This window comes from Nocardioides conyzicola (assembly GCF_039543825.1).
Lineage (GTDB): Bacteria > Actinomycetota > Actinomycetes > Propionibacteriales > Nocardioidaceae > Nocardioides > Nocardioides conyzicola.
On the sequence record NZ_BAABKM010000004.1, the window covers coordinates 240,544 to 254,352 of the forward strand.

The window sequence follows — 13,809 nt, forward strand, 5'->3', positions numbered from 1 at the left end:
GCCCTGCGGAGCCGGCCGGGTGGTCGGTGACCAACCTCCTGCCGGCGCGCACCGTCCTCGACGGCGGGGCCGTCCACGTACGCCGCTACGGCCAGCTCCTCGCGACCATCCCCGCCGAGTCCGTCACCTTCGCGCAGATCTCGTGGGCGCCGGACGTGATCAACGAGCTCCCCGCTGTCGAGACCTGGGTCGTGGACGACGTCGGACGCCCGCTGGCCGTGGTCGCCTGGGACACCCGGGTCGAACGCCAGGCCCGGCAAGCCGGACTGCGCGTACGGCGCTTCGCGCACAGCATCAACCTCGACGTGATCCCCCACGTCTGGCCGGGCCGGCCCATCCGTCCCGTCGACGTCCACGTCGACCCCGCTGCGCACGCGTAGGTCGACGGGGTCTACTCGGCGCCGGGGAAGCCCTGCTGCCGCCAGGCCTCGTACGTGACGACGGCCGCGGAGTTCGACAGGTTGAGGGACCGGCGGCCGCCCACCATGGGGATCCGGAGCCGGTCGGTGACTCGGGCGTGGCTCAGCACGTCGTCCGACAGGCCGCTGGGCTCGGGCCCGAAGAGCAGCACGTCGCCGGGCTGGAACTCGACGTCGGTGTACCAGCGGGTCGCGTGGGCCGTGAACGCGAAGACCCTGGACGCCGCCAGCTCCGCGCTGCCCAACGCGGCGTCGAGGTCCGCGTGGACCACGACGGACGCGAGGTCGTGGTAGTCCAGCCCGGCGCGCTTCAGCTTGGGCTCCGACAGGTCGAACCCCAGCGGCTCGACCAGGTGCAGGGTCGCTCCGGTCCCGGCCACCAGCCGGATGGCGTTGCCGGTGTTGGGCGGGATCCGGGGCTCGAAGAACATCACGTGGAACACGGCTCATACCACCCCGACGTCAGAACTGGTCGGCCCGGCGCAGGGGCTTCGGGCGGCCGTCCGGGTCGTGCACCAGCTGGTAGAAGGGGCGCGCGACCAGTCGCGTCAGCGGCCCCACCTCGGGCGGGGAGAGCCGGCGGAGCCGGCCTGGCGGACGGGGTCCCTGACGACCCGCGGCGTACCAGTCGTCGAGGGCGGCGGCGCTCGCGGCGTACGCCGCGAACATGTCCGTCGCCTCCACGCAGTCGGCCATCGCGTCGTCGGGGCTGCGGTCGAGGTGCTCGGCGGCCAGCTCCAGGCGCAGGCTCCGCGCGTAGTCGCCGGCGGTGTCGACCACGACAGCTGACAGCTCGGAGTCGTGGGTCCACGACCGGCGGTTGAAGTTGTCCGAGCCGATGCTGGCCCAGGTGTCGTCGATGAGGCAGGTCTTGGCGTGGACGTAGATCGGGGTGCCTGCGTGGTTCTCGATCCCGTAGACGGCGACCCGGTCAGGGGCCGCGCGCTGCATGTCGAGCATCGCGCGGCGGCGGCCGACGAGCTGGGCGGTGCGGCTGAAGCCCTCGACATCGGGGTGCAGCGGGACCACGACGATCACGTGCAGGTCGGGGTGGTTGCGCAGCGCGTCGCTGAAGACGTTGCCGACGTGGTCGCCCCAGAGGTACTGGTCCTCGACGTAGATCAGCCGCCGCGCCCGCTCGACCGCCTTGGTGTAGCCGCGGGCCACGCTGCGCTCGCCGCCGCGGGCGAAGTCGTAGTCGCGGCCGTGGCGGAGGTTGGGGTAGGTGCGGAGCAGCTGGACGGCGTGGGTCCCACCCGGCACCGGGGGCGGCGGGGGCTGCTGCTCGGGGAGCGGGTCCGGCGTGGTGTCGAGGCCGCGCAGCCGGTCGCGCAGCAGGATCACCGGGCTGCGGCTGAGCGTGGTCGGGTCCTCCCAGCGCTCTCGGAAGACCGTCTCGACGTCGTACACCGCGGGCCCGGTGATGGCGGCCTGGATGTCGTGCCAGGGCGGGGTGTCGCCGTACTCCTCCGCCAGGTTGTCCTGGGCCTGGGGGTCGCCACCGTGGTCGCGGTCGTCGCGGCGCGAGTGGCACAGGTCGATCCCGCCGACGTACGCGATGTCCCGGCTCGGGTCGTCGCGGTGCCGGATCACCACGCACTTCTGGTGGTGCGACCCCCCGGTCCGCACCCGCATGTCGAGGATGGCCTCGGCGCCGCGCCGCTGGAGGGCGCGGCCGAGGCGGAGGTTCTCGTCGGAGTTGAAGCCGATGGCGCTGGTGTGCGAGCGCCACACCAGGCCGCGCACGTCGACGCCGCGCTCGTCGGCCCGGCCCAGCACGTCGACCACCTCGCTGCCCGGCCGACCGGTGAGCTGCTCGTCCGCGTCACCCTGCCAGTCGGTGAAGAGGACCAGGTCGCCCTCGCGCGTCGCCTCGATGCGGTCGAACAGCTCGGAGAAGTACGTCGACCCGTGCACGAGCGGGCGGACCAGGTTGCCCTCGGACCACGCCACCCCCGGCGGATGGACGTCGTCGAGGCGGGTCGCGGGGTTGCCCCGCTCCTGCTGGGTCAGGAACCAGTCCCCCACGTCGCCGAGCATCCGGTCAGTCTGCCTCAGTCGGCGAAACGCGAGGACACAGGCCGCGCCGCCGCTACCTTGTCACCCGTGACCACGACCCTCGCCGCGGCGGACCTCACGTCTCGCCAGGGCCTCGGGCCGGTCATCGGTGTGCACGTCGCGCTGCTCGCCGGTGGTGCGGTCGCGCTGGCTCTCGACCCGCCCGCACAGGGCTGGTGTGTCTTCGCGTGCGTCGTGGCGTACGTCGTGGGGCTGCTCGCGGTGTGCCGCGTGACGGGTCGCGCCGACCTGCTCTCCCTGGCCGGCTTCCTGGCCCTGGTCTCGGTCTTCCAGGTGCTGCCGGACTGGGTGCTCGCCGACCTGGTGGGCACGTTGCGCTTCCCCGACACCGGAGGGCCGCGGGTCGACGACGTGATCCCGCTCGCGATGGCGGCGATGTGGGTCGCTCCCCTCTTCGCCGCGGTCGCCCTCAGCGGCGGGCGCCCCGGCAGGGCTGCCGTGCTCTCCGGGGTGGTGTTCCTCGGCGCCGAGATCCTCGCGCCCACGCTCGGGCTCTGGGAGCCGGCCGGGGACACGCACCGCCTGCTCGGCGTCGCCGTCTACGTGGTCCCGGCCGAGGCGGCGCTCGGGTGGGCCGCGGCCACGGCGTACGCCCTGGTCCGGAACCGCTCCCTGCCCACCCGCGTCGGTGCGGCGCTCGCGGTGTCGACGTTCTACCTCGGTGCGCTCGTGCTGTCCCACTTCGTCATCGACGTCGCCGGCTGGCGCCTGACCGCCTGACCGGCCGGCGTCAGGCCTCCTCGGGGTGCTCCTCGACGGTGCGCGAGTCGGTGAGGGTGAGAGCGCCGTACCCGGCAACGAGCCCGACGACGACGGCGAGCAGGCCGTAGGTGATCCGTTCGCCGTGGAAGAACGAGGCAACGAGGTCGCTGCTCCAGACGCCGGCGGGCAGCTGGGTGGTGACCAGTGCGGCGATCGCGGTGCCGACCACGGCGGTGCCGATGCTGGTGCCGACCTCCTGGGCGGTGTCGTTGAGCGCGGCGCCGATCGAGGTGCGGTTGCTCGGCATCGCGTCGACGAGCGCGACCGCACAGATCGTCATGACGGTGCGCAGGCCGATGGTCATCACCACCATGAAGAGGGCGATGGCGGCGTACCCGTGGTCGACGGCCCAGGACATGCCACCGACGCCGCCGGCCAGGAAGACCGCGCCGATGAAGGTGGCGATGCGGTGGCCGAACCGCTTGACGAGCCACTCCGTGAAGGGGGTCGCGGCGATCATCGTCACGATCATCGGCAGGTTGGCCAGCCCGGCCCGCACCGGGCTCCAGCCGTAGGCGAACTGGAAGTGCAGGATCAGCCCGAACATCACGCTCGCCATCGCGATCGAAGTCCCGACCTGGGCGATCGCGGCGCCGCGGACGGTGCCGGTGGTGAAGAGGCCGAGGTCGAGCATGGGTGCGGCGCTGCGGCGCTCGTGCCAGACGAACGCGATGCCCGCCAGGACGGCGCCGACCATCGACGCGAGGGTGATCGCGGAGAGCCAGCCGTGCTCGACGCCGCTGGTCAGCGACCAGCAGGCCAGGCCGATGGCGGTGATGCTCAGCCCGGCGCCGGGCAGGTCGAGCGCGTCGTTGGTGAGTCCCGCCGGGTCGTCCGGCGCGACCCCGAGGCGTACGCCGATGCACGCGATCAGCGCGATCGGCGCGTTGATGACCAGCAGCCACTCCCAGCGCACGTGGGCGAGTGCGGTGCCGCCGAGCAGCGGCCCGAGGATGAAGCCGGACATGCCGACGACCATCATCAGGGTGATGGCGCGCATCCGCAGCGCCTTGTCGTCGAAGAGCCGGAAGACCAGCGAGTTGGTGATCGGCGCCATCATCGCGGCGGCGACGCCGAGGGCGGCCCGCAGGCCGATCAGCTCCCCCGCGCTGGAGGCGAAGACGACCAGCAGGCTCAGCGTGCCGAAGACAGCGAGCCCGACCTGCAGCACGCGGCGGCGGCCGAACCGGTCGGCGATCGACCCGGCGGTGAGGAGCAGCCCGCCGAAGGTCAGCGAGTACGCGCCGGTGACCCACTGCAGCGCGGTCGTGCCGCTGCCGAGGTCGCGGCCGATGGTGGGCAGCGCGATCGACAACAGCGTGTTGTCGACCATCTCGACGAAGAAGGCCAGGCACAGGGCGGCGAGCGGGATCCAGGCCGCGCGCAGCGACGGGTAGGTGCGCGACGCGGCGGGAGTCGGGGTGGTGGTGGTCATGGGATGACCGTAGGAAGGGCCGCCTTCACCCCGGTTTCACGTCGCCTTCACCGGTTTCACCACGAAGTCCCGAGGCGGCCTAGCCTGGGTGGATGACGCCGGAAGAGGTGGGCAGGTACGCCGAGTCGCTCCCCCAGGTCAAGCGCAAGGGGACGGAGCAGAGACCCGCGTGGTACGTCCACGACCGCCTCGTCGTACGCCTCCAGGACGCCGGCACGGCGGTGATCCGGGTCCCGCTGAGCAAGCGGGAGGCACTGCTCGAGAGCTACCCGGACAGCTTCGGCGTACCGCCCCGGATGGAGGCCCACCACAAGGTCGAGGCCTACCTCGACGAGGCGGATCCCGACGGCGTCCGCGCGGCGATCGACCTCGCCTGGGAGATGCAGCGCCGCTGAGGTCGCGTATCCAGCACCGCGACCACCCGCTCCTCCTGGGTGCCACGCCACCTCTCGGGCATGGCTCAACCATGAGGAGTGACCACCATGTCCTACACCTTCACCGGCCGACTCATCGGCCTGCTCTGCGACGACTGCTCCGAGCCGCTGGTCGGAGCGACGATCCACCTGGTGCGCAGCGCCAGCGGCACCATCAGCCGCGACGCCGCCGCCGACCCGAAGCACACCGCTGTCCTGCTCGAGGAGTCGACGGCGGACGCCCGGGTCACCGACCAGCTCGGCGAGGGCGTCGTCGGCGAGGACGGGTCGTTCCGGGTGCAGCTCTCGGAGAGGTACGACGGCGGCGAGGCGTTCGACGTCGACGTCTTCTGCGGCTCGATGACCGGCCACTCGGCCACGCCGAAGCCGCTGTCCTTCACCCTGACCACGCTCGCCCCGCAGTGGCGCCAGACCAAGGACGGCTTCGAGGCGGCGTGGTCCTACGAGATCCCCCACCGCATCTGGTGCGGGATCCGCGGCCGGCTGGGCTGGTGGTCGATCTGCGGGCACGTGCACGTGTGCGACACCAAGATCGCCGTGCCCGGCGTGAAGGTCAGCGCCTTCGACGTCGACTGGCTGCAGGACGACCCGCTCGGCAGCGCCGTGACCGACGCAGGCGGGCACTTCCGCATCGACTACACCGCCGACGCGTTCAAGCGCACGCCGTGGTCGCCGAGCCTCAACATCGAGCTGGTCGCGGGACCGGACGTGTACTTCCGCGTCGACGGGCCGACCGGCGTGCTGCTGCAGGAGCCGCGTTCGCGGGGACGCCAGGGCGACCGGCAGAACGTCGGTCCCTGCTTCTGCGTCGACCTGTGCGTGAAGGACGCGCCGGGCGGCACCGACCAGCCCTACCCGTGGTTCGACCACATCGGTGGCTACAAGACCGTCACCGGGTTCGACAGCGCGGCCGGCGGGACGGGCCGCACGTTCGGCGACGACCGGGCGTTCTACTCCGGTCTGCGGCTCAACGGAGTCCTGGGCAGGCAGTTCAGCGGGCAGCCGGCGGAGTACCGCTTCGAGTTCGACACCGGTGCGGGCTGGCAGCCGGTGCGCCCGGCCCAGATGGTCGCCATGCAGATCGGCACCTGGCAGCGCCTCACCGGCTCGTTCCCACCCGTGGAGACCAAGTCCGTCGTCGTGCTCGGCGCCAACGGACCGGACCAGATCGCGGTCGTCCCCGACGCCGACGGCTGGGTCGCCGTGCCGCAGGACAACAGCCTGACCACAGGCCTCTTCGTGCCCAACAACAACCTGATCGGCCTCAACAGCGCCGCCCTGTCGGCCCAGACCCACAACGTCGCCGGCGTCGTCGCCGGGCAGAGCACCGCGCCGGCCGGCCTCGCCGCCGACGAGTACGTCGCCCTGCGGATGGTGCTGCGGGTCGTCGGCCAGCCGCCCACCCAGGTGCAGGCGGGGATCGCGGAGCGCGTGGCGTTGGCCAACACGACGTACGACCAGGTGCAGAAGCACGGCTCGTGGGTGCCGACCCGGGTCGACGGCCAGCTCGGGGTGGTCAGCATCGACATCCAGCAGCTCGTCGGCCAGGGCTGCGCGCGCATCACCGACGCCCTGGACGTGAACTACACCGCCGCACACCCCAACCTCGGCAGCATGTCGTTGACGATCACCGGACCGGGCGGGCCGTACCACTACGCGCTGCCGCCGATCACCGAGGACTACTTCGGCTCGGTCGGCACCCTGCTGAACAGCGCCGACCTGCCCGTCGTGATCTCGTCGCTCCCCAAGTGCAGCTACCTCCTGGGGGGCTCGATCGGGCTGCTGCTCACCACGGGCGACTCGGTGCCGTTGCCCCTCGGCGACCAGATCGCGTTCACGACCGAGTGACGGCGTCCGGGCGCGGCGCTCGGTCTCAGACGCCCTAGCGAACACCTCCACCATCGCGTGCGCTCGTACCAGGCGTTGAAGAGGTTGGACTCGTTCTCCACCGAGCAGGCGCGCGCGAAGGACCGAGCACCACGCCGGCGAGTCCGGTGATGAGTTCTCCGGCCCCCGTCCGTCGTACCTGCGAGACGACGAGACGGAAGGATGACGCGATGAGCACGGACGTACGACTGGAGGAGCTGGGCGTGAGCGCCTCGGGCTGCCGGAGCGGCTGCCTGCGGACGGCACGGAGTGAGGCCGCTGGTCCTCACGAGCCTCCGCGCCGTACGACGTACGACGGTCAGTTGATGATCTGGCCGCGTTCGTCTGCGCGGAGAGCCGCCAGGCGCTCGCGCCATGCCTCGAGGGCCTCGGGCGTCTGGCGGGTCCAGTCGGCGACCTCGCCCAGCACCCTCAGCGGTTCCGCGCTCCGGTAGGACCGGGTGGGGTTGCCGGGGAACTTCTTGTCGGTCACGTTCGGGTCGTCCTCGAACGCACCGGTGGGCTCCACGGCGTACACCCGCGGAGCGCCCTCGCCCACCGCGAGCTCGGCGGCGAGCCCGGCACCGTCGCGCAGGGCGGTGAAGTAGATGTGGTTCATCACGACCTCGGGCCGGTAGTTGGACCGGAAGCCGGGGGTGAGGAGATCGCCGACCCGCAGGTCGGCCTTCGTCCCGTGGAAGAACGGCCCCTCGTCCAGCACCTGGCTCATGACGTCAGCCTAGGCAGTGGGCCGGACGCACGAAGGGCCCCGACCGCAGCTGCGGTCGGGGCCCTTCGAGGTGAGTCAGGAGACGCGGACGTTCTCAGCCTGGGGACCCTTGGGGCCCTGGGCGAGGTCGAACTCGACCTTCTGGTTCTCATCGAGGGACTTGTAGCCACCCGACTGGATCGCGGAGAAGTGGACGAACACGTCCTCGCCGCCGCCATCCTGCGCGATGAAGCCGAAACCCTTTTCGGCGTTGAACCACTTGACGGTTCCAGAAGCCATGATCTTTTCCCTTGTTTCGTGTCAAGGGCGGTGTGCCCTGGACCTGCTGAAGACACCTGTGCTGATGTCCAGCGAACCGAAAACCAGGAGTACGAGATACAAGCCGCACATCGTGTGCGGCCAGGACGACCATGTGCAGCCGTCCCTTCAACAACACCCACCCTAGGGCATCGGGAGGAAGATCGGGGCTTCGGCGTCCGTCGGCGCGGCCTCGGCTCGCTGGACGGGCCTGGAAACATGGCGCGCATGGCCTTGCCCACCCCCACGCTCCACACCGCTCGCCTGCGGCTGCGGCCCTTCACCGACGCGGACGCGGACGCCCTCTTCGCCCTCCACAGCGACGCCCACGTGCTGCGCTACTGGGACTCCCCGCCCTGGACCGAGCCCGCCCGCGCCGAGCGCTTCCTCGCGACCTGCCGGACGCTGGCCGAGGAAGGGAGCGGCGCGCGGCTGGCCATGGACCGGGTCTCCGACGGCGCCTTTGTCGGGTGGTGCTCGCTGAGCCGGTGGAACCCCGACCACCGCAGCGCGGCGATCGGCTACTGCCTCGGCGAGGCGGCGTGGGGCCAGGGCTACGCCACGGAGGCGGCGTACGCCGTGCTGCGGTGGGCGTTCGACACGTTGGACCTCAACCGGGTGCAGGCCGAGACGGACACGCGCAACACGGCGTCCGCCCGGGTGCTGGAGAAGCTCGGCTTCGTGCGTGAGGGGACGCTGCGCGAGGACTGCGTCGTCAACGGCGACGTGTCGGACTCGTGGGTCTACGGCCTGCTCAGGCGGGAGTGGCGCTGAGGACGGGGCCGGAGCCTCGGCAGCACGGCCGGGACGCGCGCCGCGTAGGCGTCGTACGCCGGGCCGAACGTGCGCCGCAGGTCGCGCTCCTCGAACCTGACCCCGACGGCGACGTACGCCGTCGCCGCGGCCGCGAAGAGCAGGTGCGACGCCCCCAGGTGCGGCGTCGCCCAGAAGGCGAGGAGCAGGCCGGTCATCAGCGGATGGCGCACCACGGCGTACATGCCGGTGACCTCGAGCTCGGTGGTCGCCGCGGCCGGCCGGGGTGGCAGCCACCCGGCCTGGCGGAGGCCGGTCAGCTCGAAGTGGTCGACGGCGTACGTCGCCGCGACGGCGAGCAGCCAGCCGGCCCCGAAGAGCGTCCACAGGACGACCGCGGCCGGGCCGTCGACGTGCCACACCTGGCCACCGAAGGGCTGCCACAGCACGAGCAGCAGCGCGAGGCAGACGTCGGTGGCGAGGACGTACGTCGTCCGCTCGAGCTCGACGGGGATGCGCCGGCGCAGGCGTGCCTTGACCGAGGGCCGCGCCATCACCGAGTGCTGCAGGGCGAAGAGCAGCACGAGCGCCAGGTCGGTCGTCACGGCGAGCCAGGTGCTGGTGCGGGCCGGCCCGTCCACCGTGCGCGGCACGACGACGTCGGCGAGGAACGCCACCATCCAGAGCATGACGGCGTTGAACCCCAGCCAGGCGAGGGCGGACAGGGTCAGGGCGGAGGGACTTCGCTTCATGTCCCGATGCTCCGACGGCCGACCGGGTGGGCGCAGCCGTGGAACTACCGCACGTGGGGCCCGCGCGCGACGTACCAGGCGGCGACCTGCGCACGCGAGCGGAACCCGAGGCGCAGCCGGATGCGCTCGACGTGCGACTCGGCCGACCGCTCGGTGATGTGCAGCCGCTCGGCGAGCTCGCGGTTGGTGAGGCCCTCGGCCACCAGGGCCGCGACCTCCTCCTGACGCGGGGTGAGCCCGGTCGGCACCGACCGCCGCAGCCTCGGCAGGCCGAGGAAGCGGCGCACCTCGTGGACGACCGCCTCGGAGTCGCCGAACGCCGGCAGGTGCGAGCGGCCCTCGAGCTCCACCAGCCGGGCGTCGCGGATCGCGTCGGCGAGCAACCGGCTCTGCGCGGCCGGCGCCGCGCGGTCGTCGCGGCGGTGCAGCACCAGCGTCGGCGCCTCGACCGTGGGCAGTGCGGCCGACACGTCCAGGTCGTAGGCGAGCCGGAGGAGGGCGACTGCCGTCTCGGCCGACGAGGCTGCCCGCTGGTACGCCGCCTGCGCGCGCCGGGTCCCGGCATCCGCGTCCGGGGCGAAGAGGTCGGTGAGCAGGTCGGAGCCCAGGCCCCAGTGGGTCGCGAGCAGCCCGAGGATGTGGTGCCTGCTGTCGTCGTCGCCGATGGCGCTGCCGGTCGCCCACCCGCCGTACAGGACCAGCCTGGTGACCGTCGCCGGCCGCTCCGCCGCCCACTGCGCCGCCACCGCCGCGCCCAGCGACCAGCCGAAGAGGTCGAACTCCCCCGCGCCGACCGCCTCGGTCACCGCCCGGATCGTGGCCAGCTCCAGCGCCATGGTCCGCGGCCCGTCGTACGGGTCCGAGAGCCCGCACCCGGGGCGGTCGTAGCGCACCAGCGTCCGGCCCGAGGACAGCGCCTCGTAGAACATCCGCTTGGCCGGGATCGACCAGCTCAGCTCGAGGTGGCTCAGCCAGCCCGGCACCACGACGAGCGGCGGACCCGACCCGGTCAGCGCGTACGCGACGCCCTCACCGCTCTCCAGGTGCGCCAACCCCGATCGCACCACGTGCCTGGCCATCGCGGCTAGCCGGAGATCCAGACCCGCGGCTCCCCCGGCTGGACACTCATGTCCCGGAAGGTGGGGACCCTCTTGTACGTCGCGGGCTTGTAGGGCACCAGCACGACCAGCGCGATGCCGTCCCGGTGCTCGAGCTCGACCTGGACCGCGTCGGACCCGTTGACCAGGACGTCGGAGACGAACGCCGCGGCCCGGTTCTCGCCCGCGGTGGCGCGTGCTCCGTCGTACACGCCGGCCAGCACCCGGTCCGGCTGCGGGTGCTGCCCCAGCCCCGCGTCCGACGCGGTGAGCGACGCCTGCCCCTGGGTCGAGACCGAGGCGCCGAAGGGGTAGAACTGACCGTTCTTCCCGAGCAGCTCCTGGGCCAGCGGCAGCACGAGGTTGAGGAGGCCGTCCAGGTCCTCCTGTGCCGAAGCAGATGCGGTGTCGCGCCACGTGGTCATGACTGGGGATCCTGGCACAGTGGGTGGCGAGGCGGTCGGGCAGAACGACCGGACCCGCTCCACAAATTCGACACCCGCCCGCCCATGGATAGGCTCGACAGTCGTCCGGTCGCCGATCGGACAGCTTATGGATGCCGAACTAGGAGCACTCTTGAACAAGGCAGAACTCGTCCAGTCCGTCGTCGAGGCCGCTGGCCTCCCCAAGGCTGATGCAGAGCGCGCCGTCGAGGCCGTCGTCGCCGCCGTCACGACCGCCGTCGCCGGTGGCGACAAGGTCGTCATCCCCGGCCTCGGCACCTTCGAGCCCCGCGACCGGGCCGCTCGCGAGGGCCGCAACCCGCAGTCCGGCGAGACCATCCAGATCGCCGCGACGACCGTCCCCGGCTTCAAGCCGGCGACGGCCTTCAAGAACGCCGTTGCGGGCAAGTAACCACTAGCCGGCGCTGTCGGCGATGTCCCAGGTCCGGGCCGGGTCGAGGAGCTGGTCGTCCGCGGCCCGGATCAGGACCCGCGTCAGGCGGCCGGTGAAGCGAGCGGGGCCGGGGTAGCCGCCGACGGGGAGACCCCGGTCGCAGCCGACGTCGACGCCGGTGTAGCCGGTCCGGCCGCGGGCCAGGCTCTGGATCCGGCCGGTGCCGACCTCGAGGTCCTCGACCAGGAGCGTGACGGTCCCCCCAGGACCCTCACGCCGGACGAGGACCTCGAGGCGGACCGGCCGGCCGACGGGGATGCGAGCGGTCGAGACGGTCGAGCTGAGGCCACCACCGTGCACGTAGTGGTGGACCAGGTAGCCATCGGCGACCCGGACGGAGTACCCGGACGTGCGGTCCCCGTGCGCGATGACCACGCCCCCGTCGCCTGCGGTGGGCAGGAGCACCTCCGTGGAGATCGAGTGGGTCCGGGCACGTACGTCGGGCGCCGCGGCGTCGGGCAGCCGACCGGGACCCGGGTAGAGGGTCCAGCTCTCGGTCCACTCGGGGGTCGTCATCGCGGGCCTTGGTCGTACCTGCCCGTGATGATCGGGCCGTTCATGCCGCCGATGATCGCGCCGAGGGGCAGCGCGTCGTTGCGCTCGGCCTCCTGCCACCACAGCTCCACCATCGCGGCGAGCCGCTCGGGCTCCTCGGCGGCCAGGTCGTGGACCTCGTTCCAGTCCGAGTCGAGGTGGTAGAGCTCCCACACGTCGCTGTCGAAGTCGGTCACGGCCTCGGCCTGACCGGTCAGCACCAGCACCGGGCTGAGCATGGGCTCGTGGTGGGCGACCGCCTTCCAGCCGTCCTGCCACAGCGCCCGCTGGCCGTTCATCTCGAAGTACTGGACCGTGCGACGCGTCGGTGCGCCCGCGTCGCCGAAGGTGTAGCGCAGGCTCTCCCCGTCCAGCGGCTGCTGCTCGACGCCCTTGACCTGCCCGGGGGCGACCATGCCGGTGACCTCCAGGGCCGTCGGCGTCAGGTCGATGGCGTGGTGGAACTGGGTGCGGATCCCACCGGGGTCGGCCACCTCCCCCGGCCACCGCACGATCAGCGGGGACCGGACGCCGCCGCCGTGGGTGTCCTGCTTCCACAGCTTCAGCGGGGTGTTGCCCGCCATCGCCCAGCCGATCGAGTAGGTGTTCACCCACTGCTCGGTGCCGATCTCGTCGAGGTGCTCGTGGATCTCCGCCAGCTCCTGCTCGGGCGCGTCGTAGCCGGTGAAGAACTTCACCGCGTTCATCGACCCGACCTCGCCGCCCTCCTGGCTGGCGCCGTTGTCGCTGAGCAGCACGAAGAGGGTGTTGTCGAGCTCGCCCATCTCCTCGAGTGCCGCCACCAGCCGACCCAGGTGCTCGTCGGTGTGCTCGACCATCCCGGCGTACGCCGCCTGCAGGCGGGTCATGGCCGCCTGGTCCGCAGGGTCGTAGTCGGACCACGGCCGCACGCCCGCGTTGCGCGCGGGCAACGGGGTGCCCGCGTCGACGAGCCCGAGCTCCTGCTGCCGCGCCAGGCGGTCCTCGCGGGTGGCGTCCCAGCCCTTCTCGAAGACAAGGACGTACTTGTCGACGTACTCCTTCGGCACGTGGTGCGGGAAGTGGGGCGCGCAGAAGGCCACGTAGAGGAAGAACGGCTTCTCCGCGTCGCCGTTGCGGTGGTCGTGCACGTAGCCGATCGCCCGGTCCACGATGTCGGAGGTGAAGTGGTAGTCGGCGTCGTCGGGCATCTCGGTCCAGTGGTTGTCCTCGATCAGGTCCGGCCGCCACTGGTTGGTCATCCCGTCGGGGGTGCCGTAGAACCGGTCGAACCCGCGCTGCAGCGGCCATTGGTCGAACGGCCCGGCGCCGGTGAACTGGTTCATCGGGGTCAGATGCCACTTGCCGACGCCGAGCGTGGTGTAGCCCTGCGACTGCGCCATCTCCCCCAGCGTCGCCGTGGAGTGGTGCAGCTCCCCGCGGTAGCCGGGGTAGCCCATCGCGAAGTTGGGGAGCAGCCCCATGCCGGCACGGTGGTGGTTGCGTCCCGTGAGCAGGCAGGCGCGGGTCGGCGAGCACAGCGGCGTCACGTGGAAGTTGGTGTAGCGCAGACCCTCGGCGGCGAGCCGGTCGGCGGTCGGGGTGGCGATCTCCGAGCCGAAGCAGCCCAGGTCGGAGAAGCCAAGGTCGTCGTACAGGACGTAGACCACGTTGGGTGCTCCCGGGCGGGCGCGACGCGGCTCGGGGAACGCAGGGGCGGAGTCGGCGAAGGTGCGGCCGATCCGGGCCTGCTCGGAGTCGCTCGGGGGCATGCC

The 13,809-nt window shown here is 71.9% G+C and carries 16 protein-coding genes; 6 read left to right on the forward strand and 10 right to left on the reverse strand.

Features of this window, described 5'->3' with window-relative positions:
• The first annotated feature begins 26 nt into the window (after positions 1-26).
• Positions 27-380 (forward strand): hypothetical protein, encoded by a 354-nt coding sequence (locus ABEA34_RS20935; RefSeq protein ID WP_345523584.1) that lies wholly within the window; start codon positions 27-29, stop codon positions 378-380.
• An 11-nt stretch (positions 381-391) separates the two neighbouring features.
• Here ABEA34_RS20935 and ABEA34_RS20940 read toward each other — a convergent pair whose 3' ends face one another.
• Both ABEA34_RS20940 and ABEA34_RS20945 read right to left on the reverse strand, forming a co-directional pair.
• The gene (locus tag ABEA34_RS20940) at positions 392-862 is read right to left on the reverse strand and encodes a tRNA (cytidine(34)-2'-O)-methyltransferase (RefSeq protein ID WP_345523585.1); all 471 of its coding nucleotides are present in this window, start codon (positions 860-862) and stop codon (positions 392-394) included.
• Between the two features lie 19 nt (positions 863-881).
• On the reverse strand, positions 882-2,459 hold the full coding sequence (locus ABEA34_RS20945; RefSeq protein WP_345523587.1) for a phospholipase D family protein: 1,578 nt from the start codon (positions 2,457-2,459) through the stop codon (positions 882-884).
• 66 nt (positions 2,460-2,525) lie between these two features.
• On the opposite strand from ABEA34_RS20945, the gene ABEA34_RS20950 reads away from it, so the two are divergent.
• Complete coding sequence (locus ABEA34_RS20950; protein ID WP_345523589.1) at positions 2,526-3,218, forward strand: DUF6989 domain-containing protein; 693 nt, start codon at positions 2,526-2,528, stop codon at positions 3,216-3,218.
• 10 nt (positions 3,219-3,228) lie between these two features.
• Here the strand turns inward: ABEA34_RS20950 and ABEA34_RS20955 are convergent, their stop codons facing one another.
• Positions 3,229-4,695, reverse strand: coding sequence for an MFS transporter (locus tag ABEA34_RS20955; RefSeq protein ID WP_345523591.1), 1,467 nt, complete (start codon positions 4,693-4,695; stop codon positions 3,229-3,231).
• 92 nt (positions 4,696-4,787) lie between these two features.
• Here ABEA34_RS20955 and ABEA34_RS20960 point away from each other — a divergent pair, with 92 nt between their 5' ends.
• On the forward strand, positions 4,788-5,090 hold the full coding sequence (locus ABEA34_RS20960) for a hypothetical protein (RefSeq protein ID WP_345523593.1): 303 nt from the start codon (positions 4,788-4,790) through the stop codon (positions 5,088-5,090).
• Between the two features lie 87 nt (positions 5,091-5,177).
• The gene (locus tag ABEA34_RS20965; RefSeq protein ID WP_345523595.1) at positions 5,178-6,977 is read left to right on the forward strand and encodes a transthyretin-like family protein; all 1,800 of its coding nucleotides are present in this window, start codon (positions 5,178-5,180) and stop codon (positions 6,975-6,977) included.
• Between the two features lie 337 nt (positions 6,978-7,314).
• Here the strand turns inward: ABEA34_RS20965 and arr are convergent, their stop codons facing one another.
• Positions 7,315-7,725: an NAD(+)--rifampin ADP-ribosyltransferase gene (gene arr, locus ABEA34_RS20970; protein WP_345523597.1), complete on the reverse strand. Its 411-nt coding sequence runs from the start codon at positions 7,723-7,725 to the stop codon at positions 7,315-7,317.
• A 75-nt stretch (positions 7,726-7,800) separates the two neighbouring features.
• Entirely contained in the window at positions 7,801-8,004 is a 204-nt protein-coding gene (locus ABEA34_RS20975; protein ID WP_056886861.1) for a cold-shock protein, read from the reverse strand.
• Positions 8,005-8,250: 246 nt separating this feature from the next.
• Between ABEA34_RS20975 and ABEA34_RS20980 the strand changes: the two genes are divergently transcribed.
• Positions 8,251-8,796 (forward strand): GNAT family N-acetyltransferase, encoded by a 546-nt coding sequence (locus ABEA34_RS20980; protein WP_345523601.1) that lies wholly within the window; start codon positions 8,251-8,253, stop codon positions 8,794-8,796.
• Here ABEA34_RS20980 and ABEA34_RS20985 read toward each other — a convergent pair.
• Genes ABEA34_RS20985 through ABEA34_RS20995 form a run of 3 tightly spaced genes read right to left on the reverse strand, consistent with a single transcriptional unit; the run spans position 8,766 to position 11,049 of the window.
• On the reverse strand, positions 8,766-9,527 hold the full coding sequence (locus tag ABEA34_RS20985; protein WP_345523602.1) for a methyltransferase family protein: 762 nt from the start codon (positions 9,525-9,527) through the stop codon (positions 8,766-8,768). The genes ABEA34_RS20980 and ABEA34_RS20985 overlap by 31 nt on opposite strands.
• A gap of 44 nt (positions 9,528-9,571) precedes the next feature.
• Positions 9,572-10,606 (reverse strand): alpha/beta fold hydrolase, encoded by a 1,035-nt coding sequence (locus tag ABEA34_RS20990; RefSeq protein ID WP_345523603.1) that lies wholly within the window; start codon positions 10,604-10,606, stop codon positions 9,572-9,574.
• A 5-nt stretch (positions 10,607-10,611) separates the two neighbouring features.
• Complete coding sequence (locus tag ABEA34_RS20995; protein WP_345523604.1) at positions 10,612-11,049, reverse strand: hypothetical protein; 438 nt, start codon at positions 11,047-11,049, stop codon at positions 10,612-10,614.
• 151 nt (positions 11,050-11,200) lie between these two features.
• Between ABEA34_RS20995 and ABEA34_RS21000 the strand changes: the two genes are divergently transcribed.
• The gene (locus ABEA34_RS21000; RefSeq protein ID WP_345523605.1) at positions 11,201-11,479 is read left to right on the forward strand and encodes an HU family DNA-binding protein; all 279 of its coding nucleotides are present in this window, start codon (positions 11,201-11,203) and stop codon (positions 11,477-11,479) included.
• A 3-nt stretch (positions 11,480-11,482) separates the two neighbouring features.
• On the opposite strand, the gene ABEA34_RS21005 is transcribed toward ABEA34_RS21000, so the two are convergent.
• Entirely contained in the window at positions 11,483-12,037 is a 555-nt protein-coding gene (locus ABEA34_RS21005; protein WP_345523606.1) for a hypothetical protein, read from the reverse strand.
• Entirely contained in the window at positions 12,034-13,806 is a 1,773-nt protein-coding gene (locus ABEA34_RS21010) for an arylsulfatase (protein ID WP_345523607.1), read from the reverse strand. The genes ABEA34_RS21005 and ABEA34_RS21010 overlap by 4 nt, the downstream gene beginning before the upstream one ends.
• Positions 13,807-13,809: the final 3 nt, after the last annotated feature.